Below are 26,331 nucleotides of genomic sequence, written 5' to 3' on the forward strand. Positions count from 1 at the left end.
TTGAAACAAAATATTTTACAAAAAATTAATAGCTCCAATAAATCTTATATTATTTATAAATCAAAAAAAGGATTTGATCTTTATACTGAATTTACTGAAAAAAAAATTCTATCATCAAAAAATACAGTACAGTTTTTAAATAATTTTAATAAAAAAAAAATTAAATTAAAAAAAACTGATTTATATATTGGTTTTTTTGGATATGAGGTTCTTAACAATTTAATAGGAGTAAAGATTCCTAAGCAAAATTCTAATAATTTTCCAAAAGGAATTTTTTACAAACCAAGTAAAATAATTAATTTAAACGAGAAGTTAATTGATTTTAATAAAACAAAAAAAAATTACTCAAAATTTAAAATTAATATTAATTTAAAAACATATAAAAAAATTTTTGAAAATTTTAAAAAAAAGATAAAAAAAGGGGAAACCTATCAAATTAAAATTTGCACAAAATATAAAAACAATTCAATTATAGATCCATTAGAGTTTTTTTGTAGATTGTCTAAATCTAATTTGGCTCCAGAGGCATTTTTAATAAAAGATAAAAATTATTCTATAATTAGCTGTTCGCCTGAAACATTAATTTTAAAGAAGGGTAATATTATTGAAACTAAACCAATAGCTGGAACTTTAAAAAAAAATAAAACTTTGAATAAAAAAAAGGCATTAAATTTTTTTAGAAAAAACATTAAAGAAACAAAAGAGCATAATATGATAGTAGATATGGAGAGAAGTGATTTATCAAAAATATGCTCACCTGGATCAGTTAAAATAGCTAAACAAAAAACTGTTGAGGAATACAAAGATCTTTTTCATTATGTAAGCTTGATTAGAGGTAAAGTTAAAAAAAATACATCCACTTTAGATATTATTAAAGCAATGATGCCTGGAGGCTCGGTTATTGGTTGTCCCAAAATAAGCACACTTAATCTTTTAAATAACCAAGAAAAAGAAAACAGAAACATTTACACTGGTAGTTTCGGTTTTATAAAATTTAATGGAGATATGAGATTTAATATTATTATTAGATCAATTTTAAATTATAAAAATACATCAGAAATTTCCGTAGCCTCTGGTGTTGTTGTAGATAGTAATGCCAAACATGAATTCAATGAAAATTATATAAAGGCAAAAGCATTAATAGATTTATTTAAATGATTTATGTAATTGATCATAAAGACTCTTTTACTCATAATGTAGTACATCAACTTTCTATATTTGATAAAGTTGAGTGCAGTGACTTTAATGAAATTAATTATTCTAAACTTCACAAAGCTTCAACTATTGTACTATCACCAGGGCCAGGTTCACCAAAAGATTATCCTTTAACAACTAAAATTTATAAAAAATTTAAAGGTAAAAAAAAAATAATAGGAATTTGTTTAGGATTTCAACAAATCTTATTTTCCGAAGGAGGAAAAATAGTTGAACAAAATAAAATTTATCATGGGTTTCAATCTAATGTCATAGTGAATAAACAGAGTAAGTTGTTTAAAAAAGGTCAAATTTTTAAAGTAGGAAGATATCATTCATTAAAATTAAGAGAGCCTTTTAAGGTAAAAAATTTTGATATAACTATGAGATGTGCTATCTCAGGTTCTGCAATGTCTATAGAAAATAACGTTGATAAAGTTTATGGATTTCAATTTCACCCAGAATCATTTTTAACAATCAATGGTAACACTCTTATTAAAAAAATCTTATCAGCTAAGTAATCTCAAAGAAGTTTCTTTTAAAGATCTTTGGGGGTCCAGAGGTGTATTTACAACAATGCGAATGGTCGGTAAACCTTCCAAGTTAATATTATTAAAACCACATATTGAAAACTTAATTAAATCTACAAAAAAATATGCAATTAGAAAAAAAAACTTAAAGAATATTATTTTAGATCTAATTAAGAAAAATACACTTTACAAAGGTCCTGATAATTTATTTAGAATTGCTTTAAATAAAAAACTAATATCCGTATCAATAAGAAAAAGACCAAAACTTAAAAAAAATTTTAGTCTATTATTATTTAGATATAAAAGAGTTGAGCCAAATTATAAAAATCTTTATTACAAAAAAATTTTGGCAAAACTTAGTAAGGTTGACTCATCTAAATTTGATATTGCTTTAGTTGCAAACAATAAAATATTAGAAACTGGTACTTCAAATTTAGTTTTTGTTAAAAACGGAAAAATATTTTCTCCAAAAAAAAATTGTTATTTTGGAAACACACTTAAGTTTATAAGTAAAAAAGTTAAAATTAATTTTAAAGATATATCAATTAAAGAAATTAATGATTATGAAGAAATAATTCTTATTGGATCAGGTAAGGGCATTACATCAGTGTCAAAAATAGATGAATTAAAATGGAAAAGTAGAAATAATATTTCCTTTAACAAGCTAAACAAAATATATAATACTCTAATTTAAGCATGAGAGATCCAAACAACCCTTGTTTATTTTGTGATTCAAAAAAAAGTGGTATTGCTCAAGAAAATGACCTTGCTTATGCAAGTTATGACTCTTACCCTGTTTCAGATAATCACTGTTTAATAATTCCAAAGCGACATATTAAAGATTATTTTGACATGACTAATGATGAGTTGATCGCTTGCAATGACCTTATCCAAATGATTAAAAATGAGATTTTAAAAAAAGATAATACTGTAAAAGGATTTAATATTGGCACAAATGCTGGAAAAATTGCAGGTCAATCTATAATGCATTGTCATATACATTTGATACCAAGGAGAGAAGGTGACGTTGATAACCCCCAAGGTGGAGTAAGATCAGTAATACCCAACAAACAACACTACAAACGTAAACCCTAAGTTGTTATTAATGACAAAATTGACCAATAGTTTTGGTTGAACTCTTTATTTAACTAGATTAGAAAATCTCAAACTAACTTTATAAAATACAAAAAATTATGTTATCTACAAATCCTTTTTCAATTTTAGCTGAAACAATTTCACCTTTTGCAATGCAAAGCTTTATAATTGCTATGGTTATTTTGATTGCAGTTGGAACAATTATTCAGATGATTGTTCACAAAAATGTTACTTATTTTTTTAATAATGCCAAAAAAGCCAAAGCTAATGCTGTTAAGGAATTGAGTACAGGAGAAAGAGCTTCAATTATCGCAAAGACAACAGTTTACGATATCGGCACAACTGCAGAACTTGGATTTGGAAAAAGAAGACTTGCACACGTACTTGGAATGTATGGAACAATATTATTTTGGGTTGCATCAGCAGTTTTAGTATTCTGTTATACTGGAGCTGATAAGCCCACTTCATCTACGTGGTCAATGATTTGGCATGTAGGAGCAATACTTACATGTATTGGTGGTTATTGGTTCTGGTTTTTCTTGAGAGTAGATGTGTCTGCGGAAGCGCACCCATGGTACAGAATAATTAAAGCTGATTTATTTGTTTTAGCTTTATTAGCTTGTTCTACTTTTGGTTTGTTGTGGTCTTACACACAATCTAATGGTCAAGCAGGCTTATCTTATTTATTTTTGACTTTATTTGTTCTTTCAAATTTAGTTTTATTTGGAGGAGTTTATTGGTCTAAATTTGCACACATGTTTTATAAACCTGGTGCAGCAATCCAAAAAAATTTAGCAGAAGCAGATGGTTCAAGAGACAACTTACCTCCTCCTGCTGACGCGCCTGAACAGTTTGGTTTAGGTATTAAAAGAGAACAACCTAAACATTATTAATATGATGAAATTAAAAAAGGAGAATAAATAATTATGTCAACTTTCGTATACATGACAAGATGTGATGGCTGTGGTCACTGTGTGGATATTTGTCCATCAGATATTATGCACATAGATGAAAATATCAGACGTGCAAAAAATATTGAACCTAACTTTTGTTGGGAATGTTATTCATGTGTAAAAGCATGTCCAAATCATGCAATTGACGTAAGAGGTTATGCTGATTTTGCTCCTATGGGTCATAGCGTTAGAGTTAGAAGAGAAGAAGAAAAAGGAACAATCTCATGGAAGATCAAATTTAGAAATGGAACAGAGAAAAACTTTGTTTCTCCAATTACTACAAAGCCTTGGGGTAAATTTATTCCAAAACTTGCTGAAGGTGACAAACCAAACCAAGGTGAGATTAATTCACAAAGACTTTATACTGAGCCAGAAGGTTTAAATATTGATGGTGAATTACCATCAGTTCCAAAAGAGTCATTTAAAAAAGGAGTTTACTACTAATGGCTAGACATAAAACACATTACGAGGATTGCGATATATTAGTTGTTGGTGGTGGTATGGCTGGAACAGGTGCTACGTTCGAAGCTAGACACTGGGGAAGAGATATGAAAATTGTTTGTGTAGAAAAAGCAAACATAGACAGAAGTGGAGCTGTTGCTCAAGGTCTTTATGCAATCAATTGTTACATGGGAATGCAATGGGGAGAAAATCAACCTGAAGACCATGTTAGATATGCAAGAAATGACTTAATGGGAATGGTTAGAGAAGATTTAGGTTACGACATGGCTAGACACGTAGACTCTACTGTTCACATGTTTGATGAATGGGGTCTTCCAATGATGAAAAATGAACAAACTGGAAGATATTTAAGAGAAGGTAAATGGCAGATCATGATCCATGGTGAAAGTTACAAACCTATTGTTGCTGAGGCAGCAAAAAAATCTGCTGACAAAATTTATAATAGAATAATGATCACTCATTTACTTATGGATGAGTCTCAAGATAATAGAATTGGTGGAGCTGTTGGCTTTAACATGAGAACAGGTGATTTTCATGTTTTTAGAGCAAAAGCTGTAATAGTTGCAGCTGGTGGTGCTTCTCATATCTTCAAACCAAGAGCAGTTGGAGAAGGAATGGGTAGAACTTGGTATGCTCCTTGGAGTAACGGTTCAGCATATGCACTTCCTATTGCTGCTGGAGCTAAAATGACACAAATGGAAAATAGAATTGTGTTATGTAGATTTAAAGATGGTTATGGGCCTGTTGGAGCTTATTTCTTACACTTAAAAACATATACTCAGAATGCTAATGGGGAAAATTATGAGAAGAAATGGTATGATCAAACTAAAGAGTTAGTTGGCGAATATATTGATCATCACCCAACACCTACTTGTTTAAGAAATCATGCTTTCATTCAAGAAGTTGCTGCTGGTGGTGGACCAATTCATATGGTTACAACTGAAGCTTTCCAAGATCCACATTTAGAAACTGTTGGTTGGGAGAACTTCTTAGGAATGACTGTTGGTCAAGCTGTAGTATGGGCGTCTCAAAATATTGACCCTAAATATACTAATCCTGAATTAACAACTTCAGAACCTTATGTGATGGGTTCACACGCTACTTGTTCTGGAGCTTGGGTAAGCGGTCCTGAAGATTTATCTCCACCAGAATACTTCTGGGGATATAATAGAATGCTTACAATTGACGGATTATTTGGCGCTGGCGACACTGTGGGTGGAAGTGCTCATAAGTTTTCATCTGGATCTTTCACAGAAGGTCGATTAGCTGCTAAAGCTGCTGTTAAGTATATCGAAGATAAAAAAGCTGAAGGAGTTAAGGTTTCAGACAAACAATGTGAGGATTTCAAAACTATGGTCTACAAACCACTTGAAAATTTCACTGTTGCACAAAACGAAATCACTGGTGGAACTGTTTCTCCTAGCTATATATCACCAATCCAAGGTCTACAAAGACTACAGAAGATTATGGATGAATATGTTGGTGGAATTACATCTAATTATATGACAAATGGCAATATGTTGAAAAGAGGACTTGAATTGCTTGAATGGCTTCAAGAAGATCTTGAGCATGTTGGTGCTGAGGATTATCACCAATTGATGAGAGCTTGGGAATTGAAACATAGAGCTTTAACTTCTCAATGCGTAACTGAACATACTTTATTTAGAGAAGAAACTAGATGGCCAGGATACTATTATAGAGGAGACCATATGAAACTTGATGATGATAATTGGCATTGTCTGACAGTTTCTAGAAGAGATCCAAAAACTGGTAAATTTAGTATGGAGAAGGTTCCTGTCTACCACATAGTGGATGAGAACGAGAAGAAAAAAGCTTCTTAAGATACTTTAATTAGAATTAGATAAGTTATGGATATTTTATCAAAAAAAGATGATGAAATATATGAATTGGCCAAACCTATTTGGTTCAACCTAGTAAAATCATCTAACCTTAAAGATTATGGTGGATTTACGAGGGATTTTTCTACTCAAATGCTTTTTGGAGCAAATGAAGTTGAGCTTGGAAAGCAATGGGCAAATAACAAGCTAATTACTAATTTAAATGAAACCTTCGAGCCATTTGGATGTCTTAGAAGAGGAGATCATGTAACTGTTCTAATTAAACAGACAAACAAGGAGTTACCAGGAGAATTTTTGGGCCGATTAGTTTTAGGTGTGGAAGACGAAATGGTTAAAGTTTTTGGTGCTACGATCTATTAAAAATTTTATTTAATAATTTAAATTATTATTTGACAAATAGTTTTCCGGGTGTATTGACGGCTCAAATGCAAATTTCAAATATAAAAATTTTTAATAAATTCTCAAATCTTAAAGCTTCTTTTGTTAAAGTAGGAATTTTTGTAAGCCTAGCAGCTTACTGGGGAGTGATTTTAGTTGGAACTTTTATCACTTTTAATTAAGTTGTTTAATTAACAACTCTTAAATTTAACATGGATGTTTTTTTACCAATAGCTCAAGTATTTGTTAATCCAATTGAGATACTTTTATTAAGTGCAATTGTTGGTGTTCTGTCTGGTCTCTTCGGAGTTGGAGGTGGATTTTTAATGACACCTTTTTTAATTTTTTTAGGAATACCTCCTGCCTATGCTGTTGCAAACGAAGCCAATAATATTTTGGCAACTTCTGTATCGGGTTCAACAACACATTATTTGAAAAATACCTTAGATTATAAAATGGGTTTGATGATAGTTATCGGTGGAGCTATTGGAACATCAATAGGAATTTATACTTTTTCTTATTTTAAAGGAATTGGTAAGATTGATACAGTGATTTCACTTGCTTACATGTATATACTAGCAATCATTGGTTCTTTGATGTTGGTCGAAAGTCTTGGTGAAATAGATAAAGCCAAGAGAAATGTTTTAGTTAAAAAAAAATTACATGTTCATTATTGGATACATGGTCTCCCATTTAGGATGCGTTTTCCAAAATCTAAATTATATGAAAGTATTTTCACTCCAATAATAATTGGGTTTTTTGTTGGATTTATTGCTGCAATTATGGGTATTGGTGGAGCATTTATTCTAGTGCCTGCTATGATTTATATTATTAAAATGCCAACAAAACTTGTACCAGGAACTTCGCTTTTTGTTACAATTTTTGTAAGTGTGATTGTTACTTTTTTACATTCATTTAATTATGGTTCAATAGATTTGCTATTAGTATTTATGCTTGTTGTAGGATCAATAATAGGAGTTCAAGTTGGACAAAAACTGGGAGAAAAAATTGATAGCTCTGGTTTAAGAGCATTAATGGCTATTTTGATTTTAGCTGTAGGTATTGCAATTGCTTATGACTCATTTTTCGCAGATCATTCTTCTGATGAAATTGTATCTGTGGTTAATGCTGAGTTAAACTTCTTCTCAAAATTTATTTTAGATTTTTCTAATGAGATGCCATTTTTTTATGGTTTATTTTCAATTTTATTTGCAGTTTTTCTTGGTGTAAGTGCTGCATTTATTAGAAGATTTTTTTCAAATCTTAGAAAACAAGCTAAAGCTAAATCTTAATTAAATAAATAAAGATATATTTCAATAGTTCCTAAACAAACTATTCCAACTGTAGCCATACCAACAAATCCAACTACAAATGGCTTATAACCCATATTTTTTATATCTCTAAGATTTGTAGACATACCAATTGCCGCCATTGCCATTGTTAGGAATATTTTTGATAAAGATTTAATACTATCTACAGTGGTAAGCCAAATTTCAATATTGTTTGTAATAAAAATTTGATCACCAACATTTCGAACAATAATCATTGAAACAAATCCAAGTACAAAATAGGGAAAAATATTAATTATTGAGTATTTTTTTTCTTTAGATTGGCCTCTGTTATAAAGATACGCAAACAAGGGTATCATAATAATCAAAAAAGTATTTCTGATTAGTTTAGTAACTGTTGCTACATTTAAAGTCTCTGGACTATTGAACTGCTGATCATAGATCAATCCAGCAGCTGCTACTTGCGCTGTTTCATGTATAGAAGTTCCTAAAAACAAACCGATTAGAAGTGGTTCCCCATTAAAATAAAAATTTGCAAAGTATGGATAGATCAACATTGAGAGAATTCCAAACAAAGTTATGTTCGCAATTGCATAGGATATCTCATTTTTTTTGGCACCAATAACAGGAGCAGTTGCCATGATGGCTGTTGTTCCACATACCGTACTTCCGATAGAAATTAAATAAGCCATGTTTCTAGGAATTTTTAATTTGTTGATCAAAAGTTTAATGACTACCAATACACTAACGATGCAAATTACTATTAAAGGAATAGCAATTGCTCCAAATTCTAGGAACTCAAAAGGTTTTAATTGAATACCTAGGCAAATTATTCCAAGTTTTAAAATATTTTTTTGAGTAAAATCCAAACCTCTTATGAAACTTTCTCTTATTTTAAAAACATTTCCAAAGAACATTCCTAAAAGGATTGCTATCATTGCAGTGGATATAGGACTTTTTTCATATCCTAGTAACTCTGTGCCTATAATATTATTAAAACCTTGCGATAGCGTGTAAAGAACAAACGCAAGAATAATACCAGGTAAAATTACCAGGTACTTATTTTTAGCCATAAACTAGGATTTTTAATTATTTAATTAAGCACTTCTGTAAAGCTTAGTCATTACAAATTCTCTATGACCTAAAGCTTCAGCACAAGTTAACCTTCCATTAGCTGTTCTAATAGTTGTTTTAATTAATTCATCACCAGCTTGATCCAAATTCATTTCTCTAGAAAGGATCTTAGAAACATCACAGTCAATATGCTCTTTCATGCTTACTGCTGTTAGTGGGTTAGCTGTTAATTTTACAACTGGTTCAATTGGGTTTCCTATAATATTTCCTTGTCCAGTTGGGAATAAGTGAATATTAAAACCACCTGCAGCTTGCAATGTTACACATTCAGCTGCAGCTGATGATGTATCCATAAAATATAATCCTGGACCTTTTTGTGGTTCTTCAGCAGGTGTTAAAACATCTACAAATTGTCTTGATCCTATTTTTTGGAAATTACCAAATGCTTTTTCTTCAATTGTAGTCAGTCCTCCAGCAATATTTCCTGCAGTAGGTTGACTTTCTGATAAATCATCTGTTGCTTCTTTTAAAATGAAATCGTTGTATTCATTCCAAGTTTTTTTAAACTTCTCTTGTGCTTCTGGAGTTTTACCTCTTTTTTCACAAACAGTTTCAGCACCTGTAAGTTCTGATGTTTCACCAAAACACAAATGAACTCCTAATGGCTCTAATTTGTCCATTAAATTTCCAACTGTTGGATTAGATGCAAGACCTGAAGTAGTATCAGACTCTCCACATTTTACAGAAATCCAAAGATCACTTATTGGACATTCCTCTCTTTGTTTTTCAGAAGCCCACATTGAAAATTCTTGAGCTTTTTTTGAAGCCTTCATGATTGTTTCAATGTCACCAGCACCCTCAATGCTAAAACCTTCAACAGGTTTTCCAGTTTTTGCTACTTCATCAACAATTCTTTTAGTCCATTTAGGCTCAATACCAATAATTATAGCAGCAGCAACATTTGGGTTTTTTGCTGTACCTATCATTGTTCTAAAATGTAACTCTAAATCAGCACCAAACTGTAATCTTCCATACGAGTGAGGTAACGCAATTGTGCCTTTAATATTGTTTGCGACAGCTTCTGCACAAGCATTTGATATATCATCAACGGGCAAAATGATTACATGATTTCTTGTTCCAGCTCTACCATTTTCTCTTTTATAACCTAAAAAACTTTTTGGGATTTCCATATTACTACCACTTCTTTGTTTTAACGTTGTGAACATGTACGTGTTCACCTTTTTTGATTGATTTGACTACTTTACCAATATCATGTCCATATTTAATAATAGTGTCACCTTCATTTAAATCACTCATAGCAATTTTGTGTCCTAGAGGGATTTCATCTTCAGATTGAATGTTAACTGTCTTGTCATTTTCCATAATCCAGCAAGAGCAGTCCTGTTTTGGAGTGATTTTTTCAATAACAACTACTCCTACGTTGTCTTTTTCGTCGTGTATAATGATATCTGTAGCCATAATGTTGTGTCGAATTGTTTGTTTGAAATTTAGAAAATCTTATATATTAATCGCGAAAATTGACAAACGAATTTTATAAATTCTTAATAATTATACTTTAGAGGGGTTTTAGTCTTATGACAAAAATGACAACAGAAGAAGCTTTTGTAAAAGTTTTACAAATGCACGGCATTGAACACGCTTTTGGGATTATCGGTTCTGCTTTCATGCCAATATCAGATATTTTTCCTGATGCAGGAATTACTTTTTGGGATGTAGCCCATGAAACAAATGGTGGTTTAATTGCTGATGGTTATACAAGAGCTACAGGTAAAATGTCTATGGTCATTGCACAAAATGGACCAGGAATAACAGGACTAGTAACTCCAATTAAAACAGCATATTGGAATCACACACCTCTATTGTTGGTAACACCACAAGCTGCAAACAAAACTATGGGCCAAGGTGGATTTCAAGAAGTAGAACAAATGAACCTTTTTAAAGATATGGTTTGTTATCAAGAAGAAGTTAGAGATCCATCAAGAATGGCAGAAGTTCTTAATAGAGTAATTGAAAAAGCTATAAGAGGTTCAGCTCCAGCACAAATAAACGTTCCAAGAGATTATTGGTGCCAGGTTATTGATATTGATTTACCACCAATTGTAAGATTAGAAAGACAAGGTGGAGGTAACGACGCTGTTTCTAAAGCTGCTGATTTATTATCTAATGCAAAATTTCCAGTAATACTTTCAGGTGCTGGTGTTGTTATTGGTGGAGCAATTGATGCTACTAAAAATCTTGCTGAAAAATTAGATGCACCAGTATGTTCTGGTTATCAACACAACGATAGTTTTCCAGGAAGTCACCCACTAGCAGTAGGACCTTTAGGTTATAATGGTTCTAAAGCTGCAATGGAATTAATTTCAAAAGCTGATGTTGTTTTAGCACTAGGTACAAGATTAAATCCATTTTCAACTTTACCAGGATATGGAATTGATTATTGGCCAAAAAATGCAAACATCATTCAGGTAGATATTAATCCTGATAGAATTGGTTTAACTAAAAAAGTAACAGTTGGAATTAGTGGTGATGCAAAATTAGTTGCGGAGCAAATTTTAGCAAAACTATCTTCAAACGCTGGAGATACTGATAGACAAGCTAGAAAAGATTTAATTCACCAAACAAAATCTGCATGGTTGCAAAAACTTTCAAGTTTAGATCATGAAGATGATGATGAGGGAACAGTTTGGAATAAAGAGGCTAGAGAAAGAGATGCAGACAGAATGTCACCAAGACAAGCTTGGAGAGCAATTCAATCTGGTATGCCTGATGATGTAATTATTTCAAGTGATATTGGTAATAACTGCGCCATTGGTAATGCTTACCCAACTTTTGAAAAACCAAGAAAATATTTAGCCCCAGGTTTATTCGGACCTTGTGGTTATGGATTTCCATCTATACTAGGTGCAAAAATTGGTTGCCCTGATACTCCAGTAATTGGTTTTGCGGGAGATGGCGCTTTTGGAATTAGCATGAACGAAATGAGCTCATGTGCAAGAGAAGAATGGCCTGCAATTACAATGGTAATTTTTAGAAATTATCAATGGGGTGCAGAAAAAAGAAATACTACTCTTTGGTTTGATAATAATTTTGTTGGAACTGAGTTAGACCCTGAATTAAGTTACGCTAAAGTTGCTGATGCATGTGGTTTAAAAGGTGTAACCGTTAGAACTATGGAAGAAACAACAAATGCAATCAAGCAATCTTGCGAAGATCAAAAGAAAGGAATTACAACATTTATAGAAGTAATTCTAAACCAAGAACTTGGAGAACCATTTAGAAGAGATGCGATGAAGAAACCGGTAAGAGTTGCTGGTATCAACAAAGCAGATATGAAGAAACAACCTTCATTAAACTCTTAAAATCTTTTAAAAATTTATCAATTATCGTAAAGTCACTTCATGGAAGTGACTAACGATAATAGCTGTAGCTGGATTAATGACCTTAATCCAAGAACAAACATCAAGTCTCTTCTATCAAACGATGAGTGTGATTGGTTAATAATAGGTGCTGGTTACACAGGTCTGTCTGCTGCAAGAAAATTAGCTCAAATAAATTCAAATTTAAAAATTATACTAGCAGATGCCCAACTAGCAGGTGAGGGTGCTAGTGGAAGAAATTCAGGTTATTTGGTTGATACAACTTTGAACGATGGTTTTACATCAAATAAAGAACTGCAAAATTACAAAAAGAAAGCTGATATTTATTCATTAGGAATAGATGTAGTAAAAAAATTTATTAAAGAACATCAAGTGGATTGTGATTGGAATGAATGTGGTAAATATTTTGCTTCATCAAAAATTGAAGATAAAAAAATTTTAGAAAATTTTTCAAATACATTATCTAAGTTAGGCTTTGAACACAGTTTATTAGGAAACAAAGAATTGTCTGAAAAATTAGGTACTAGTTTTTATAATATCGGACTTTACACAAAGGGTGGTATTCTACTACATCCAGGAAAATTAGTTAGAGCAATGGTTGATGCTCTTCCTACCAATGTCATTTTGTATGAAAATTCTTGTTTGTTAAATTGGTCTAAAAATAAAGATTTCATTTTTTGTAATTTCAAAAATGGAAAAATTAAAACAAAAAATATTATTTTTGCTACGAATGGTTTTTTAAAATCATTAGGAATAAAATCAAATTATAACTTTCCCATTACTTTAACTGCGAGCATGACAAGAAGATTGTCTGATAAAGAATTTAAATCTATTGGTGAACCAAAAGAATGGGGTGTATTACCAGTAAGACCAATGGGTGCAACAATTAGAATGACAAAAGACAGACGAATTTTGATTAGAAATACAGCTGAAGTACACAATCCATTTGTTATGTCAAATTCCACTCTTAAAAAAAGATCTTTAAATCAGAAAATTGGAATACAAAAAAGATTTCCACAATTACCCAATGATATAATTAAATCATCTTGGTCTGGCATTGTGTCAAGAACAAGGAATAGTTCTCAAATATTTGAAAAAATTGATAGTAATATTTTTGCTGCAGGTTGTTACAACGGTTCAGGTATTGGTGTGGGAACTTTATTTGGTGAACAAATTGCTCTTAAAGCGATTAATGAAAGTACTAGTGAAATAAAAGCAATAGAAGCGAGGAATAAACCTACTTGGTTACCACCGCAACCATTTTTAAATTTAGGAATAAAAACTAGATTAGTTTATGAACGTTTGAGAGCTAAATCAGAAATCTAATTGGTTCTAATTTTTTGATTTATCACAAGAACAGCACCAATGATTAAAATTGGAAGACCCATTATTAGATCATATTGCCATTCTAAATTTTCAAATATTGTTGAAATAATTAATGCTAAAACGGGCATTACAACACCAACATAACCAGCTCTTCCAGGTCCAACTTTTTCAAGTAACTTTAAATAATATACAAAAGCAAATATTGAACCAAAAATTGAAAGATACAACAGTGAAGAAATGTAGCTAAAACTAGTTTCAAATAATAATTCAGCTCCTCTAAATTTTGTAATTATCAGTGTAACAATTGAACCATAAAACATAGCATATGCTATTGTTTGTATTGGAGGAAAATTATTATTCAAGTTTCTTTGGTGAACCATATTACCTGTTGATGCACTAAATGTTCCAATCAAAGCTAGAAACAATCCTATATGGGTTCCTTCGCTAAAACTAAAATTGAAAATTTCATCATTAAAAATTATTAAAATACCTACCATACCAATTGAAGCTCCGATTAAAGTTTTTAAAGAATGTTTCTTTTTAAAATAGAAGGTTTCTCCAACTATATTCATTATTACTACAGTTGAAAATACAATTGCTGGTAAAGCACTAATCAAATAAGTGTTAGACAAATAGAAAAAAACATAATTTACCGAATACAAACAAATTCCAAAAAACAAAAACCAAAAATGCTGATTAATTGAAAATTGTAATTTTTCTTTTTTAATTATTAAAAAAATAAAAATTATAAATGAAGCTATTAAAAATCTATAAAATACAGATACCAGCGGATCAACATAGCCTAATTGAAATTTAATTAGATACCAGGTGGGTGACCAACAAAAAAGAGTGATTATAAAAAGAATAATATTATTCATGATTAGCTAATTTTTACACACGTATTCTATGAATAAAATTATCCTTATGATTTCAATATTATGAAATAACTGCTCTTACAGATCCAAGTTTATCAATTTTTGCTGTATATATTCCTTTTTTTATAATAGGCACAACCCCAACTGTGGATCCTGTAAAAACATAAAAATCTTTGTCTAAATTAATTTTATCTTTTTTAACTTTATTTAAAACAAATCTTAATGAATTTATTGGATTTAAATAAACAGCATTTGTGTTTCCATCTACACTTTGCTTAGCTTTTTTATTTGAAATATTTGTTTTTAAATTACCTATGTTAATTTTTTTAAATTTTTTCTTTTGACCAATTAAAAATTTAATATTACCTCCAAAGTCACTACTTAAATCTCCAAACGAAGTAATACCTTTTCTTTTTTGCCTATATCCAACTACTTCGATACAAGGTGCCATGTGTGAAATATATTTAGTTACGTTACTATTTGTTATCTTACCTTTTGAAGTGAAAAAAGTTTTTTTGATTAAATAACAAACTTCAAGTTCAATCCCTAAAGCAAATTTATTTATTTTTACTTTCTTTCCACTTTTTATTAAGTTTTTTTTGAAAACAGATGCAATAAAAGGTTCTTTTTCTTTGAATTTTTTCATTAACGGAATGCCAGTTCCACCAGCTTTAAAACCTATTGTTGGATCTTTTATTTTGCTTTCACATAATTTTCTAAATTTGTCCGCCTCAGCAAGTTTTTTTGTAAACCTACTAGGTATAGGAGAGATAATTTTATTATTAAGAAAAGCATTAACTAATTTATCTGAAATTTTATCTTTAAGTGTTTTTGTCATAAGAATTTTTAATTTATTTTTTTGATGTTTGATTAATAACAAATATTCCTGAAGTTGTAATTATTATTGCGCCTATAATAGTAAATAAATCTGGAACATCATCATAGAAGAAAAATCCAAAAATTATTGCCCAAAAAATTAAAGTATAATGAAATGGTTGTATTATGCTAGCTCTTGCATTTTTAAGTGCTAATATTTGGAAGTATATACCTAATGAAAAAAATAAACCAATTGGCACAAAGAAATATAAAGAATTAAAATTAACAGGTTGCCAAAAATTAAATGCCATTATTGAGGTTATAACAATCCCAACTAAAGAAGAGTAGAACAAGGATACTTCAGGAGCATCATATTCAGTTATTTTTTTTGTTGCGATTTGATAAAGACCCAGAAAAAAAGCTGCTAGCAATGGAATAAAAGAATTTACACTAAATACATCAGATGCAGGTCTAATAATTATCAAAACTCCAATAAAACCTATAAAAATTGCTATCCAAGTTTTGATTGATACTCTCTCATTTAAAATAAATACAGATAAGGCAACTATAATTATAGGCGCTAATGCGCCTATGCTATGAGCGTTCGCTAAAGACAGGTGTTTAAAAGATAAAACAAAAAAACCAGATTCTAAAATAGATAGTAGACTTCTTATAATTTGAAGTTTTAAATTATTTGATCTGTAAAAATTATTATTGTTAGCTCTTTTTGCTTCTATCAAGCCTAACAAAAGCACAAAAGTATATTTGATAAATAATAATTGAAATATAGAGTAATGAATAACTGCAGTTTTTTGAATTGCATCAAGGATTGAAAATGAAAAGTAAGCAATTATTGCAAAAATAATTCCTAGTGTTTCTCTTGATTTAAATTTCATTTTATTTGTTTTAATTTTATTTAAAGTTGTTATTGATTTATTCAGACTGTAATGGATTTTGTATTACTATATTTTGTTATAGCAAGTTTTTTAATAGTGATAGTGCCTGGCCCCACTGTTAGTCTGATCATTGCTAATTCTTTAAGATCTGGTGTAAAAGCAGGATTATTAAATGTTTTTGGTACCCAAATTGGCGTTCTAATTTTGTTATTTTTATTAGCACTTGGATTTGAGATAGTTTCTCCCTTTCTAGAAACGATTATAAATTATGTAAGAATTCTAGGTTCAATTTATTTAATTTCACTTGGAGTAATTACAATTAAATCAGATATTGATTTAAACAAAACTCAAGTAACTAAATTTGAAAAAAAATATTTTATCCAAGGATTAATAGTAATTTTAACTAATCCAAAAATATTCTTGTTCCTTGGAGCATTTATTCCTCAATTTATTAATATAAATGAACCTGTTAGCTATCAGATAATTTATTTTGGAATTATCTTTATAATTGTAGCTACAATATTTGATAGCTCATATGCATTTGTATTTGGCAAATTTAGAGAATTCATTGGATCAAAATATTTAAAAATTTTAAATAAAATTGGCGGATTTATATTAATTCTTGTTGGTATTTGGATGTTTTTTTATTAATTTTCCAAAACAGACATTGGGTCCAATCTAGTTTGAAACCAATTAATTCTAAAATCAAGATGAGGTCCAGTTGATCTACCTGTCGATCCGACGGTTCCAATAATATCTCCTTGATTAATTAAATCTCCAACAGAAACTAAAACATTTTCTAAATGTGAATATATGGTTGATATACCATGACCGTGATCCATAATGACTGTACCACCGGTATAATATAAATCATCTTCAGCCATTGTAACTTTACCTGAACCTGATGATTTAATCATTGTTCCTTGTTTCGCAGCTATATCAATTCCGTAATGTGGCCATCTAGGTTTACCGTTTAAAATTCTTTGACTCCCATAAACACCACTAATTATTCCTTCAACAGGCATTATAAATTTTTGCTTAAAAAATTGTAATTCAGAATTAATTGCTCTTGCTTCACCAATTGCATTATTTTCTTTTTTAATTCTTTTATAGACTGACTCGGGTGGGGTTACTTTGCTTTCTTCTAATCCATCTATTCTTTGAATGTTGTATTTTCTTTTTAAAACTTTTTTAGTTATTATAGATTTTTTTTCATCAAAGATTTTTGTAAAAGTAAGATCATATTTTTGATCTCTATCAATACCAAAAACGAAAAAACCATCCTTTGATACTCTTACTTCTTTTTTTCCAACAATTATCTTTGCACCAGGATTTGTTTTTCCTAAGATAAAATGGCCTTGTAAGAATTTACCTTGAAATTCTATTGCGTTTGCAGTTGAAAAAAAAAAGAAAAATATTAAAAAAAATCTATTTATTACTGAGCTGTCCATCCACCATCTATTATAATTGATGTTCCAGTTATCATTGAGGAAGCAGGTGAGGCTAAGAAACAAACTGTTGTTGCTACATCACTTTCAGTTGCTGCTTTTCCCATTGGAATATTTCCTAGTGCTAGTTTTTTAAATTTTTTATTTTTAAAGAAATTTTTAACCATTGGAGTTTCAACAAACGTAGGAGCTACTGTGTTAACTCTTATATTCCTTTTAGCTAACTCTACACCCATACCTTTTGTCAAACCTTCAATCCCAAATTTAGTCATATTATAAACATTTCTCCCACCCATACCGACATGACCTAATTGTGAAGACATATTAATAATAGAGCCAGGTCTCTTTTTATTTTTAAGCATTTTTTTTACTACTAACTGTGCAACATTAAATGCAGCTTTTAGATTTAAATCTACTAAGTAGTTCATGCTTTTTTGTTTGATTTTTTCAAAAGGTTCAGGAATATTAGTTCCAGCATTGTTTACTAACACATCAATAATTTTGATTTTTTCTAATTTTACTTTTAGGTCCTCATAATTCATTACATCACAAGGAACTTTAATTATTTTACCTTTAATTTTTTTAATATCTTTTTCTAATTTATTTAAATCAGAAGGAGTTCTGCTTAACGCTATCACTGTTGCTCCAGCTTCTGCAAGTGCAATAGAACAAGCTCTGCCCAGTCCTTTTCCAGCACCAGTAACTAGTGCATACTTATTTTTAAGATTAATTTTTTGAAGATACATTAAAAGAATATTATTTTAATATCTGTATAAATCAACTCAACAGCCACTATTAATATTGCTAATAACCCAACCCATGCAATCCATTTGTATTTTTTTATCCATCCAGAAATTAATGTTGCAGCAGTTGCCATTAAAACAATCGATAGAACCAATCCAAATACAAGCAATCCATAATGATCACCTGCAGCACCAGCAACACCTAAAACATTATCTAAACTCATTGTAAAATCAGCAAGTAAAACAGTCCAAATTGCTTTTAAAAAACTTGAGTTGTCTACTTTTATATCTTCCTCTGAATCTGAGCCTTTGATTACATCAACATAAAGTTTGTAAACAATATAAAGGAGTAAAATTCCCCCAATAAGCCTTAGTCCTGTAATTTGTAACAAATAAGCTGTTAGTAACGTTAATATTATCCGTAATATTACTGCACCACCAATTCCCCAAAATATAACTTTCTTCCTTTGTTCGACTGGAAATTTTGAGGCTACCATTCCAATTATAATGGCATTGTCACCAGCTAAGACTAAATCAATAAAAATAATTTGTGTTAAAATAGCAATTTGTTCGGGAGTAAAAAATTCTGCAAACATTATTGTTGTAGTATCATGTCAGCACCTTTTTCTGCAATCATAATCGTAGGTGCGTTAGTATTTCCTGAAGTAATGTTAGGCATTATTGATGCATCAATAACTCTAAGATTTTCTATTCCTCTTACTTTTAATTTTTCATCAACTACTGACATCTCATCTTGTCCCATCTTACATGTACCAACAGGATGAAAGATCGTTTGTGCAAAATTTGATGCTTCTTTCACCAATTCCTCGTCATCATCAATATGAATACCAGGTCTATATTCCTCAGGTGTATATTTCTTAAAAGTTTCAGACTCCATTATAATTTTTCTTGTCAATTTTAATCCTTTAGCAGCAATCATTCTATCGTGATCAGTTGATAGGTAGTTTTGTTTTATTTTTGCGTAAACACGCGAGTCTTTATCAACAATACTTACGTGACCTCTACTTGTAGGTCTTATATTTGAAACAGTTGGAGTAAACGCGTGAAAATCATGATTTTTTGTAGCTCCCAATGTATCCATACTCATTGGTTGAACGTGCCATTGTAAATCAGGTAATTCTAAAGAAGGATCACTTTTTGCAAACATACAAAGTTGACTTGCTCCCATAGTCATTGGACCACTTCTTTTAAAAACATACTCTAATCCGATAAGCAAATTTCCAAACAAGCTATTAATTTTTTTGTTAAGAGATTTTAAACCGTTAATTTTATAAATAGGTCTCAACATTAAGTGATCGTGTAGATTTTCACCTACACCATTTAAATTATGAACCATATCAATTCCTAAATTTTTTAGTTTTTCTGGATTTCCAATTCCTGATACTTGCAATATTTGAGGAGAACCGATTGCACCAGAGGAAACTATAATTTCTCTGTTTGCTTCAGCTGTTTTCAATTCATTATCTTGCCAATACTCAATTGATTTTGCCTTTTTATTTTCAAAGTTAATTTTTTTAACATGAGCGTGAGTAAAAATTGTTAAATTTTTTCTATGCTTAACAGGGTTTAGATAACCAACAGCAGTACTGCATCTAAATCCATCTTTTTCTGTTACTTGAAAATAACCACAGCCATGATTGTCTCCTGTATTAAAATCTTTTGTTTTTGGTACACCAAATTCCTCAGCAGCGTTTTGAAACTCATCTAAAAGAGGAAGATGTATTCTTTGATCCGAGACAGAGAGAGGTCCACCAACTCCATGATATTCACTTTTGCCTCTTTCTTGATTCTCTGCTTTTATAAAATAGGGCAGAACATCATCCCAACCCCAGCCAGTATTTCCAAGTTGTCTCCAAATATCATAATCTCTGTGTTGACCTCGTATATATAAAAGTCCATTAATAGAAGAGCTTCCTCCTAAAGTTTTTCCACGTGGATAACGTATTGAAATATTATTCATACTTTCGTCTGGTTCTGTCTTGTAGCACCAGTCAGTTTTAGGATTATGCATAGTTTTAAAATAACCAACTGGAATATGGATCCATGGATAATTATCTCTACCTCCAGCTTCGATCAAAAGAACTTTATGTAAAGGGTTTTCTGATAACCTATTTGCTAAAACACAGCCTGCAGATCCTGCTCCCAATATAATGAAATCAAAATTATTCATAAATCTGAACTCTTATAAAGTAAAAAAATTATATTTCTAATAAATCTGTTTAAAATTTAAAAATATAACAATATTAACACTTGTTTTAGTTTTCATTTTTTGACAGAGTTTCATTTTTAAAAATTAAACAGAGGGAAACAAATGAAAAAAATCATTTCAATGTTATTTGCAGTTGCAATGGTATTTGGATTTATTTCAAATGCTAATGCTGCAAAAACACTAAAATGTCAGACAGTTCTAAACACAAAAGCTGATGAAGTTAAGATGTTAAAGGATTTTACTGACACAGTAACAGAGTTAACTGGAGGATCTCTTAAGTTTGAAATTATGCCAGCAGGAGCTGTTGTTGGTGTAAAAGAAACTTTAGATGCAGTTGACAAAGGCCTAATCGATTGTGGTTTCGCTTGGACTCACTATTGGTCAGGTGACCATCCTGCAGCTATGCTATTTGGATCTCCAGTAGCTGGTGGTGGTGTTGGTATTGACAACATTGCATTCTTATCATGGTTCCAGTATGGCGGTGGAAAAGAGCTATACGACAGACTATGGAAAGAAATGGGAAGAGACATCAAAGGATTTATGATTCAACCAGTTGGACCAGAAGCTTTAGGTTGGTTTCCAAAACCAATTAAAGATATGGCTGATTTTAGAACATATAAGTTCAGAACTCCTCCAGGAATTCCAGGACAAACTTATAAAGACATCGGTATCGCATCTGTAGCTATGGGTGGTGGAGATATTCTACCAGCTTTAGAAGCAGGAACAATTGATGCTGCTGAATGGTGTTGTCCAAAACCAGATTTAACGTTTGGTTTCCAAAAAGTATTAAAGCACTACTACTTACAAGGTTTACACCAAGTAGTCGTAAATGCTGACTTTTATATTACTGGAAAAACCTACAATGCAATGAGTGATCATGAGAAGAAGTCTCTTGAAGTTGCAGCTAATGCTTCATTAGCTAAATCTTTAAGTTACAGAATCTATGAAAATGGTAAAGCTTTAAAAGAGCTTACTGAAGTTCATGGAGTTAAATTAGAGGACACACCTTCTGATTATTTCACAGAATACATGGCTGCAGCTAAGAAAAGTTTGGAAACAAACGCTGCAAACAATGCATTTTTTGCAGAAGTATGGGACTCTATGAAAGAATTTGCTGATATAGCAGTTCCTTTCTGGAGTGGTGCTCAAATGTCTAATGCGAAGCTAGGAATGGCTCACGCAGCAACATTAAAGTAATCCAATAATTAATCTAAAATTCAATTAGAGCGGACTTAGTTGTCCGCTCTAATTTTTCTAACAAAATATTTATGGCTGAAGAACCTACCAAACTAGATATATCAGATGAAATGATTGCCGAAAGGCGAGGTGGTTCAGGAAAGATGCCAAATGAAATGCCATCATGGATGGCGAGTTCAATTATAAACATTGATAAATTTAGCAAATGGATAGGCAATGGTGTTTGCTGGATACTTATGCCACTTATTTTTGCTATGACTTATGAAGTTTTGGCAAGAAAACTTTTTCATGCACCTACAATATGGGCTTATGACATAAGTAGATTTTTATACGGTGCACTATTCATGTTGGGCGCAGGTTATGCACTTTCGAAAGGTGTTCATATCAGAGCAGATTTTTTATACAGAAATTTCAAAACAAAAAACCAAGGAATAATTGATTTTTGGTTATATTTATTATTTTATTTTCCAGGATTAATCGTCTTTCTTTATATGACCATTGGTTATGTAGGTGAATCTATTCAAAGAGGTGAAAGAGGAATGGATACTACATGGATGCCTTATATGTGGCCAATTAAAACTTGTTTATTGGTTGGTATAGTATTTTTATTAATCCAAGGTATTTCAGAATTATTAAAAAGTTATTGGGCCGCTACTAGAGGAAAATGGCCAGGAGAAGATGAATAATGCTAGCTGAATTTATAGATCCAGCATATTTAGGTTTTATTCTTGTTGGAGTAATGCTTTTTGCAATTTTTGTAGGATTTCCTATTTCATTTACTCTTATATTTTTAGGTTTTGTATTTGGATATTTAGGATTTGGAAAATTGGTCTTTTATTTAATGACACTCCAGTTTTCGATGGTCATGACCGAACAAACTCTCGCCGCCGTCCCGCTCTTTGTCTTTATGGGTATTATGATGGAGCAGGCGGGTTTAATGGAAAGATTGTTCTCATCATTCCAAATGATGCTAGCAAGAGTTAGAGGTGCATTATATTACGCTGTTCTTTTTGTTTCAGTTATTTTTGCTGCAGCAACAGGAATTGTTGGAGCTTCAGTAACCATACTAGGTATCATGGCTGCAAAATCTATGAATAGATCTGGCTATGACGTTAGGCTTGCTGCAGGAACAATAACAGCAGGTGGTACTTTAGGAATTCTTATTCCACCAAGTATCATGCTTGTTGTAATGGGCCCAATTATGGAAATTCCTGTAATTGATCTTTTTGCAGCTGCTATAATTCCAGGAATTCTTCTTGCAAGTTTATATGCTGGATACACAACAATAAGATGCATGATTAATCCTAAATTGGGACCTGTAATTCCTGAAGAGATGAGAGCTGCCAGTATGAAAGAAGTTTGGATTGAATTCTTTTTAGGTTTAGTTCCACCAGCGGCGTTAGTTTTTGCAGCATTGGGAAGCATCCTTTTTGGTTTTGCAACTCCAACAGAAGCAGCTGGTTGTGGTGCAATGGGAGCTTTATTACTTTCTTTAGCATACAAAAAATTAACTTTTTCAAAACTTCAAGAGGCTCTTGTTAAAACTTTAGAGATCACTGCACTAATAATGGTTTTAGTTGCTGCATCAAACTTCTTTGGAGCTGTTTTTGCAAGACTTGGTACTCCAACGTTATTAACTGAATTCTTGTTAGGTTTAGAAATGAACAAATATTTAATATTAGCGATTGTAATGGTTGCAATATTTTTATTGGGTTGGCCTTTAGAGTGGGTACCAATAGTAATGATTATTGTGCCAATTATTTTACCATTGATTGAAGCTCTTGGCTTTAATCTTACTTGGTTTGCAATATTAGTAGCCGTCAATCTCCAGACCGCCTGGCTGTCACCACCAGTGGCATTGTCTGCGTATTTCTTAAAAGGGGTTGTGCCTGAATGGGATTTAAAAGATATTTATTATGGAATGATGCAATTCATGGTTCTTCAAATAATTGGATTAATATTAATTATTATATTTCCAAAAATTGCACTTTGGCTGCCAACTCTCTTATATGGACAGTAGAAATTATTAGTTTAAAGTAATTTTTAGTGAATCAGCCAAAAGTTAAATACTCACTCTCAAATTGGGATCTAGTTTCAGTAAATCCAAATTATAAAACTTGGAATTGGAAAGACCTTTTCTGCTATTGGGGTGTAAATGTACAAAGTGTTATTGGTTTTTCTTTGATTGCTTCTCTTTACATAATGTATGATCTAAATTCTTTTGTGGTTTTACTTGGAACTTTATTAGGTTCATTTTTTGTTTATTTGTTTGCTAATTTTATTGGAAAACCCTCACAAAAATTTGGATTACCTTTTGTGGTCTTGTTGAGATCTTCTTTAGGATTTAATGGAGCTAAATTTTTTGGATTAATTAGAGGCTTAGTTGGAATTTTCTTATTTGGAATTCAGACTTATTTTTTATCAAAAATTTTAACTTATCTTATTAGAATATTGCTTTTTACCATTGATGAATCTTTGTTGGTGCAAGATATATTTATTTTTTACTTCTATGGTCTAAATATAATTGATTGGTCATCAATTATAATTGTTATTATTTTTCAAACATTATTGTTTAGTATTGGTGCTCAATATAATAAAAAAATAGTTAATTTTTCAGCAATCAGTGTTTATGTAGGAATTGTTATTTTTTTCTTTCTTGTATTCTTAAGTGATGTCAAATTAACATCAAAAGCATTTATAAATATTTTAAATACCAAAAACTTTTTTGATCTTAATAATTTATTACCACTTTTAACTGTTGCAGGAACTGTCTTTGCTTATTTTTCAATATTAATAATTAGTTTTGGAGATATTTCTAGGAATGTTAAAAATACCAAAGAGCTAGACAAAGGAAATTTGAGTTTACTTATTAATTTAATTATTTTCTCTTTTTTATCTATTTTTATTGTTTCTGGATCAGATGCACTTCTAAATCAAAAATTTTCAGATATAGACAGAATTTTTACAAATCCTACTGATATAATTGGTAAATATGACAATATTCAAATAACCACATTAGTACTTTTTTTTATCGTAATTGCTTCAGCATCCACAAATTTAGTAGCTAATTACATTCCTTCTCAATATTCACTAATAAATTTTGTTCCAAGTAAATTATCTTTAAGGAGCGCAAGTTATATAATTTCTTTCCTAGGTTTGTTGGTTGCTATTTTTTGGCTTACAATTTTGAGTCAAATTGGCATTTTATCTTTTGTAGATACATTTGGTGCATTATTTGGTCCATTGTTTGGGGTTATGGTTGCTGATTATTATTTGATCAGAAAGCAAAGCTTAAGTAACAAAGATTTATATTCAATAGATAAAGAAAGTAGTTATTTTTATTCAAGAGGGTGGCATATCAAAGGTGTTTACTCAGTATTATTAGGTTTTATTTTTTCAGCATCAACAATTTGGAATACAAATTTAATGTTTTTGCAGTCTTACGCATGGTTAATTGGTGCATTTGTAGCTTGGATAACGTATTACTTGTTAGCAAAAAAATAACATGAAAGCTTTAGTATATACCGGAACACAAGAATTAGTTTACAGGGATGAACCTAATCCAATTGAAGTTTCAGGTGAAAGTATTTTAAAAATTCATGCTTCAGGAATATGTGGATCAGATATGCATGCGTATCATGGACATGATGAGAGAAGAATTCCTCCACTAATATTAGGCCATGAAGTTAGTGGTGAAGTTCAAAATGGTAAATTTAAAGGTAAAGACGTTGTTTTAAATCCTCTAATAACTTGTGGTAAATGTGAATACTGTACAAGTGCTAGAGAACATCTTTGCCCTCATAGAATTATATTAGGAATGAGCAAACCAATTGAAAGACAAGGTGTTTTTGCTGAATTTGTCTCAACTCCTGATAAGAATATTTATGAAATCCCAGATGGATTAGATAAAAATGAAGCGCCAGTAGCAGAGCCAACTGCAGTTTCTTTGCATGCAGTATTAATTGGTGAACAATCTTTAATAAAACCTTTATCTGAATGTAAAATTTTGATCCAAGGTGGTGGTGCAATAGGATTGTTATGTGGTTTAATTTTATCTAAAATTAAAAATAGTGAAAATATAATTCTCTCTGATCCTAATAAATTGAGATTAAATGAGTGCTCAAAATATTTAGATGCAAAATATGTTGCACCAGACCATAACGAAATAGAAAGTAATAAATTTGATATTGTATTTGATACGGTAGGGTTGGAAATTTCAAGACAACAGGCTATTGAAGTAGTTAAGCCAGGCGGTTCAATTATACACATAGGCTTAACTCAGCCAGCTGGAACCTTTAATTTTAGAAAAATGACACTTCAAGAGGTGACCGTAATAGGAACTTATTGTTATACCAATAAGGATTTTGAGCAAACTTTAGCAATATTAGCTAACAAAGAGATAGGTTCTCTAGATTGGATTGAATTTAGGGATTTAAAAAATGGTGGTGATGCCTTTAAACAAATTCATGATGGCACCTGTGTTGCACCTAAAATTATACTGATACCTTAGAATTAGAATTTAATTTTATAGCTCTAGAACTGCCCATTTTGAGGTCATTAGACATAAT

Annotated in this window: 28 protein-coding genes; 18 read left to right on the plus strand and 10 right to left on the minus strand. The window is 30.9% G+C overall.

Going from position 1 to position 26,331, the window contains the following annotated elements:
* The 10 genes from ACTTBO_RS04170 (at position 1) to ACTTBO_RS04215 (ending at position 7,763) form a co-directional block, all read left to right on the plus strand.
* The gene (locus ACTTBO_RS04170) at positions 1–1,158 is read left to right on the plus strand and encodes a chorismate-binding protein (protein ID WP_440656539.1); all 1,158 of its coding nucleotides are present in this window, start codon (positions 1–3) and stop codon (positions 1,156–1,158) included.
* On the plus strand, positions 1,155–1,715 hold the full coding sequence (locus ACTTBO_RS04175; protein ID WP_440656540.1) for an aminodeoxychorismate/anthranilate synthase component II: 561 nt from the start codon (positions 1,155–1,157) through the stop codon (positions 1,713–1,715). Before ACTTBO_RS04170 ends, ACTTBO_RS04175 begins: the two co-directional genes overlap by 4 nt.
* Positions 1,675–2,418, plus strand: coding sequence for an aminotransferase class IV (locus tag ACTTBO_RS04180; protein WP_440656541.1), 744 nt, complete (start codon positions 1,675–1,677; stop codon positions 2,416–2,418). The genes ACTTBO_RS04175 and ACTTBO_RS04180 overlap by 41 nt, the downstream gene beginning before the upstream one ends.
* Before the next feature lie 2 nt (positions 2,419–2,420).
* Positions 2,421–2,819, plus strand: coding sequence for an HIT family protein (locus ACTTBO_RS04185; RefSeq protein WP_440656542.1), 399 nt, complete (start codon positions 2,421–2,423; stop codon positions 2,817–2,819).
* A 98-nt stretch (positions 2,820–2,917) separates the two neighbouring features.
* Positions 2,918–3,712, plus strand: coding sequence for an adenylyl-sulfate reductase (locus ACTTBO_RS04190; protein WP_440656543.1), 795 nt, complete (start codon positions 2,918–2,920; stop codon positions 3,710–3,712).
* A 33-nt stretch (positions 3,713–3,745) separates the two neighbouring features.
* Entirely contained in the window at positions 3,746–4,216 is a 471-nt protein-coding gene (gene aprB, locus ACTTBO_RS04195; protein WP_075506608.1) for an adenylyl-sulfate reductase subunit beta, read from the plus strand.
* Positions 4,216–6,075, plus strand: coding sequence for an adenylyl-sulfate reductase subunit alpha (aprA, locus tag ACTTBO_RS04200; protein ID WP_440656544.1), 1,860 nt, complete (start codon positions 4,216–4,218; stop codon positions 6,073–6,075). Before aprB ends, aprA begins: the two co-directional genes overlap by 1 nt.
* Before the next feature lie 27 nt (positions 6,076–6,102).
* Complete coding sequence (locus ACTTBO_RS04205; RefSeq protein ID WP_440656545.1) at positions 6,103–6,453, plus strand: hypothetical protein; 351 nt, start codon at positions 6,103–6,105, stop codon at positions 6,451–6,453.
* Positions 6,454–6,518: 65 nt separating this feature from the next.
* The gene (locus ACTTBO_RS04210) at positions 6,519–6,653 is read left to right on the plus strand and encodes a hypothetical protein (RefSeq protein ID WP_440656546.1); all 135 of its coding nucleotides are present in this window, start codon (positions 6,519–6,521) and stop codon (positions 6,651–6,653) included.
* Positions 6,654–6,683: 30 nt separating this feature from the next.
* Entirely contained in the window at positions 6,684–7,763 is a 1,080-nt protein-coding gene (locus ACTTBO_RS04215; protein ID WP_440656547.1) for a sulfite exporter TauE/SafE family protein, read from the plus strand.
* On the opposite strand, the gene ACTTBO_RS04220 is transcribed toward ACTTBO_RS04215, so the two are convergent.
* From ACTTBO_RS04220 to ACTTBO_RS04230, 3 genes are read right to left on the minus strand one after another with little or no spacing between them, the layout of a single operon-like run.
* Positions 7,760–8,833, minus strand: a complete 1,074-nt coding sequence (locus ACTTBO_RS04220) for a YeiH family protein (protein WP_440656548.1) — start codon at positions 8,831–8,833, stop codon at positions 7,760–7,762. The genes ACTTBO_RS04215 and ACTTBO_RS04220 overlap by 4 nt on opposite strands.
* Positions 8,834–8,857: 24 nt before the next feature.
* Positions 8,858–10,024: a UxaA family hydrolase gene (locus tag ACTTBO_RS04225; protein WP_440656549.1), complete on the minus strand. Its 1,167-nt coding sequence runs from the start codon at positions 10,022–10,024 to the stop codon at positions 8,858–8,860.
* Positions 10,025–10,028: 4 nt separating this feature from the next.
* On the minus strand, positions 10,029–10,313 hold the full coding sequence (locus ACTTBO_RS04230; RefSeq protein WP_075506614.1) for a UxaA family hydrolase: 285 nt from the start codon (positions 10,311–10,313) through the stop codon (positions 10,029–10,031).
* A 116-nt stretch (positions 10,314–10,429) separates the two neighbouring features.
* Here ACTTBO_RS04230 and xsc point away from each other — a divergent pair, with 116 nt between their 5' ends.
* Together xsc and ACTTBO_RS04240 are read left to right on the plus strand one after the other, a co-directional pair.
* The gene (xsc, locus tag ACTTBO_RS04235) at positions 10,430–12,214 is read left to right on the plus strand and encodes a sulfoacetaldehyde acetyltransferase (RefSeq protein WP_262589343.1); all 1,785 of its coding nucleotides are present in this window, start codon (positions 10,430–10,432) and stop codon (positions 12,212–12,214) included.
* 39 nt (positions 12,215–12,253) lie between these two features.
* Positions 12,254–13,558 carry an NAD(P)/FAD-dependent oxidoreductase gene (locus ACTTBO_RS04240; RefSeq protein WP_440656550.1) on the plus strand — a complete coding sequence of 435 codons (1,305 nt, stop codon included), beginning with the start codon at positions 12,254–12,256 and terminating at the stop codon, positions 13,556–13,558.
* On the opposite strand, the gene ACTTBO_RS04245 is transcribed toward ACTTBO_RS04240, so the two are convergent.
* Genes ACTTBO_RS04245 through ACTTBO_RS04255 form a run of 3 tightly spaced genes read right to left on the minus strand, consistent with a single transcriptional unit; the run spans position 13,555 to position 16,145 of the window.
* Complete coding sequence (locus tag ACTTBO_RS04245; RefSeq protein ID WP_440656551.1) at positions 13,555–14,436, minus strand: DMT family transporter; 882 nt, start codon at positions 14,434–14,436, stop codon at positions 13,555–13,557. The genes ACTTBO_RS04240 and ACTTBO_RS04245 overlap by 4 nt on opposite strands.
* Positions 14,437–14,494: 58 nt before the next feature.
* Entirely contained in the window at positions 14,495–15,271 is a 777-nt protein-coding gene (locus ACTTBO_RS04250; RefSeq protein ID WP_440656552.1) for a fumarylacetoacetate hydrolase, read from the minus strand.
* A 13-nt stretch (positions 15,272–15,284) separates the two neighbouring features.
* Positions 15,285–16,145: a DMT family transporter gene (locus tag ACTTBO_RS04255; RefSeq protein ID WP_440656553.1), complete on the minus strand. Its 861-nt coding sequence runs from the start codon at positions 16,143–16,145 to the stop codon at positions 15,285–15,287.
* Between the two features lie 51 nt (positions 16,146–16,196).
* Here ACTTBO_RS04255 and ACTTBO_RS04260 point away from each other — a divergent pair, with 51 nt between their 5' ends.
* Entirely contained in the window at positions 16,197–16,796 is a 600-nt protein-coding gene (locus tag ACTTBO_RS04260; protein ID WP_440656554.1) for a LysE family translocator, read from the plus strand.
* Here ACTTBO_RS04260 and ACTTBO_RS04265 read toward each other — a convergent pair.
* From ACTTBO_RS04265 to ACTTBO_RS04280, 4 genes are read right to left on the minus strand one after another with little or no spacing between them, the layout of a single operon-like run.
* On the minus strand, positions 16,793–17,596 hold the full coding sequence (locus ACTTBO_RS04265; protein WP_440656555.1) for a M23 family metallopeptidase: 804 nt from the start codon (positions 17,594–17,596) through the stop codon (positions 16,793–16,795). The genes ACTTBO_RS04260 and ACTTBO_RS04265 overlap by 4 nt on opposite strands.
* On the minus strand, positions 17,581–18,339 hold the full coding sequence (locus ACTTBO_RS04270) for an SDR family NAD(P)-dependent oxidoreductase (RefSeq protein ID WP_440656556.1): 759 nt from the start codon (positions 18,337–18,339) through the stop codon (positions 17,581–17,583). Before ACTTBO_RS04270 ends, ACTTBO_RS04265 begins: the two co-directional genes overlap by 16 nt.
* The gene (locus tag ACTTBO_RS04275) at positions 18,339–18,932 is read right to left on the minus strand and encodes a TerC family protein (RefSeq protein ID WP_075506621.1); all 594 of its coding nucleotides are present in this window, start codon (positions 18,930–18,932) and stop codon (positions 18,339–18,341) included. The genes ACTTBO_RS04270 and ACTTBO_RS04275 overlap by 1 nt, the downstream gene beginning before the upstream one ends.
* On the minus strand, positions 18,932–20,527 hold the full coding sequence (locus ACTTBO_RS04280) for a GMC family oxidoreductase (protein ID WP_440656557.1): 1,596 nt from the start codon (positions 20,525–20,527) through the stop codon (positions 18,932–18,934). The genes ACTTBO_RS04275 and ACTTBO_RS04280 overlap by 1 nt, the downstream gene beginning before the upstream one ends.
* Before the next feature lie 141 nt (positions 20,528–20,668).
* Between ACTTBO_RS04280 and ACTTBO_RS04285 the strand changes: the two genes are divergently transcribed.
* The 5 genes from ACTTBO_RS04285 to ACTTBO_RS04305 all read left to right on the plus strand — a co-directional run bounded on the left by ACTTBO_RS04285 (position 20,669) and on the right by ACTTBO_RS04305 (position 26,273).
* A complete protein-coding gene (locus tag ACTTBO_RS04285) occupies positions 20,669–21,763 on the plus strand; it encodes a TRAP transporter substrate-binding protein (RefSeq protein ID WP_440656558.1) in 1,095 nt (364 codons plus the stop codon).
* A gap of 71 nt (positions 21,764–21,834) precedes the next feature.
* The gene (locus tag ACTTBO_RS04290; RefSeq protein WP_440656559.1) at positions 21,835–22,449 is read left to right on the plus strand and encodes a TRAP transporter small permease subunit; all 615 of its coding nucleotides are present in this window, start codon (positions 21,835–21,837) and stop codon (positions 22,447–22,449) included.
* Positions 22,449–23,783, plus strand: coding sequence for a TRAP transporter large permease (locus ACTTBO_RS04295; RefSeq protein ID WP_440656560.1), 1,335 nt, complete (start codon positions 22,449–22,451; stop codon positions 23,781–23,783). The genes ACTTBO_RS04290 and ACTTBO_RS04295 overlap by 1 nt, the downstream gene beginning before the upstream one ends.
* A gap of 26 nt (positions 23,784–23,809) precedes the next feature.
* Entirely contained in the window at positions 23,810–25,267 is a 1,458-nt protein-coding gene (locus tag ACTTBO_RS04300; RefSeq protein WP_440656561.1) for a cytosine permease, read from the plus strand.
* Between the two features lies 1 nt (position 25,268).
* The gene (locus tag ACTTBO_RS04305; RefSeq protein WP_440656562.1) at positions 25,269–26,273 is read left to right on the plus strand and encodes an alcohol dehydrogenase catalytic domain-containing protein; all 1,005 of its coding nucleotides are present in this window, start codon (positions 25,269–25,271) and stop codon (positions 26,271–26,273) included.
* Positions 26,274–26,331: the final 58 nt, after the last annotated feature.

It is taken from the genome of Candidatus Pelagibacter sp. HIMB1509, assembly GCF_052047855.1.
Lineage (GTDB): Bacteria > Pseudomonadota > Alphaproteobacteria > Pelagibacterales > Pelagibacteraceae > Pelagibacter.

Excerpts from the sequence above, each read along its gene's own strand:
- ACTTBO_RS04265 (WP_440656555.1), bottom strand. The coding sequence starts at position 17,596 with ATGGACAGCTCAGTAATAAATAGATTTTTTTTAATATTTTTCTTTTTT.
- ACTTBO_RS04270 (WP_440656556.1), bottom strand. The coding sequence starts at position 18,339 with ATGTATCTTCAAAAAATTAATCTTAAAAATAAGTATGCACTAGTTACT.
- aprB (WP_075506608.1), top strand. The coding sequence starts at position 3,746 with ATGTCAACTTTCGTATACATGACAAGATGTGATGGCTGTGGTCACTGT.
- ACTTBO_RS04260 (WP_440656554.1), top strand. The coding sequence starts at position 16,197 with ATGGATTTTGTATTACTATATTTTGTTATAGCAAGTTTTTTAATAGTG.
- aprA (WP_440656544.1), top strand. The coding sequence starts at position 4,216 with ATGGCTAGACATAAAACACATTACGAGGATTGCGATATATTAGTTGTT.
- ACTTBO_RS04220 (WP_440656548.1), bottom strand. The coding sequence starts at position 8,833 with ATGGCTAAAAATAAGTACCTGGTAATTTTACCTGGTATTATTCTTGCG.
- ACTTBO_RS04245 (WP_440656551.1), bottom strand. The coding sequence starts at position 14,436 with ATGAATAATATTATTCTTTTTATAATCACTCTTTTTTGTTGGTCACCC.
- ACTTBO_RS04240 (WP_440656550.1), top strand. The coding sequence starts at position 12,254 with ATGGAAGTGACTAACGATAATAGCTGTAGCTGGATTAATGACCTTAAT.
- ACTTBO_RS04250 (WP_440656552.1), bottom strand. The coding sequence starts at position 15,271 with ATGACAAAAACACTTAAAGATAAAATTTCAGATAAATTAGTTAATGCT.
- ACTTBO_RS04255 (WP_440656553.1), bottom strand. The coding sequence starts at position 16,145 with ATGAAATTTAAATCAAGAGAAACACTAGGAATTATTTTTGCAATAATT.
- ACTTBO_RS04215 (WP_440656547.1), top strand. The coding sequence starts at position 6,684 with ATGGATGTTTTTTTACCAATAGCTCAAGTATTTGTTAATCCAATTGAG.
- ACTTBO_RS04225 (WP_440656549.1), bottom strand. The coding sequence starts at position 10,024 with ATGGAAATCCCAAAAAGTTTTTTAGGTTATAAAAGAGAAAATGGTAGA.
- xsc (WP_262589343.1), top strand. The coding sequence starts at position 10,430 with ATGACAAAAATGACAACAGAAGAAGCTTTTGTAAAAGTTTTACAAATG.
- ACTTBO_RS04305 (WP_440656562.1), top strand. The coding sequence starts at position 25,269 with ATGAAAGCTTTAGTATATACCGGAACACAAGAATTAGTTTACAGGGAT.
- ACTTBO_RS04275 (WP_075506621.1), bottom strand. The coding sequence starts at position 18,932 with ATGTTTGCAGAATTTTTTACTCCCGAACAAATTGCTATTTTAACACAA.
- ACTTBO_RS04175 (WP_440656540.1), top strand. The coding sequence starts at position 1,155 with ATGATTTATGTAATTGATCATAAAGACTCTTTTACTCATAATGTAGTA.
- ACTTBO_RS04290 (WP_440656559.1), top strand. The coding sequence starts at position 21,835 with ATGGCTGAAGAACCTACCAAACTAGATATATCAGATGAAATGATTGCC.
- ACTTBO_RS04190 (WP_440656543.1), top strand. The coding sequence starts at position 2,918 with ATGTTATCTACAAATCCTTTTTCAATTTTAGCTGAAACAATTTCACCT.
- ACTTBO_RS04230 (WP_075506614.1), bottom strand. The coding sequence starts at position 10,313 with ATGGCTACAGATATCATTATACACGACGAAAAAGACAACGTAGGAGTA.
- ACTTBO_RS04295 (WP_440656560.1), top strand. The coding sequence starts at position 22,449 with ATGCTAGCTGAATTTATAGATCCAGCATATTTAGGTTTTATTCTTGTT.
- ACTTBO_RS04180 (WP_440656541.1), top strand. The coding sequence starts at position 1,675 with ATGGTAACACTCTTATTAAAAAAATCTTATCAGCTAAGTAATCTCAAA.
- ACTTBO_RS04185 (WP_440656542.1), top strand. The coding sequence starts at position 2,421 with ATGAGAGATCCAAACAACCCTTGTTTATTTTGTGATTCAAAAAAAAGT.
- ACTTBO_RS04280 (WP_440656557.1), bottom strand. The coding sequence starts at position 20,527 with ATGAATAATTTTGATTTCATTATATTGGGAGCAGGATCTGCAGGCTGT.
- ACTTBO_RS04205 (WP_440656545.1), top strand. The coding sequence starts at position 6,103 with ATGGATATTTTATCAAAAAAAGATGATGAAATATATGAATTGGCCAAA.
- ACTTBO_RS04210 (WP_440656546.1), top strand. The coding sequence starts at position 6,519 with ATGCAAATTTCAAATATAAAAATTTTTAATAAATTCTCAAATCTTAAA.
- ACTTBO_RS04285 (WP_440656558.1), top strand. The coding sequence starts at position 20,669 with ATGAAAAAAATCATTTCAATGTTATTTGCAGTTGCAATGGTATTTGGA.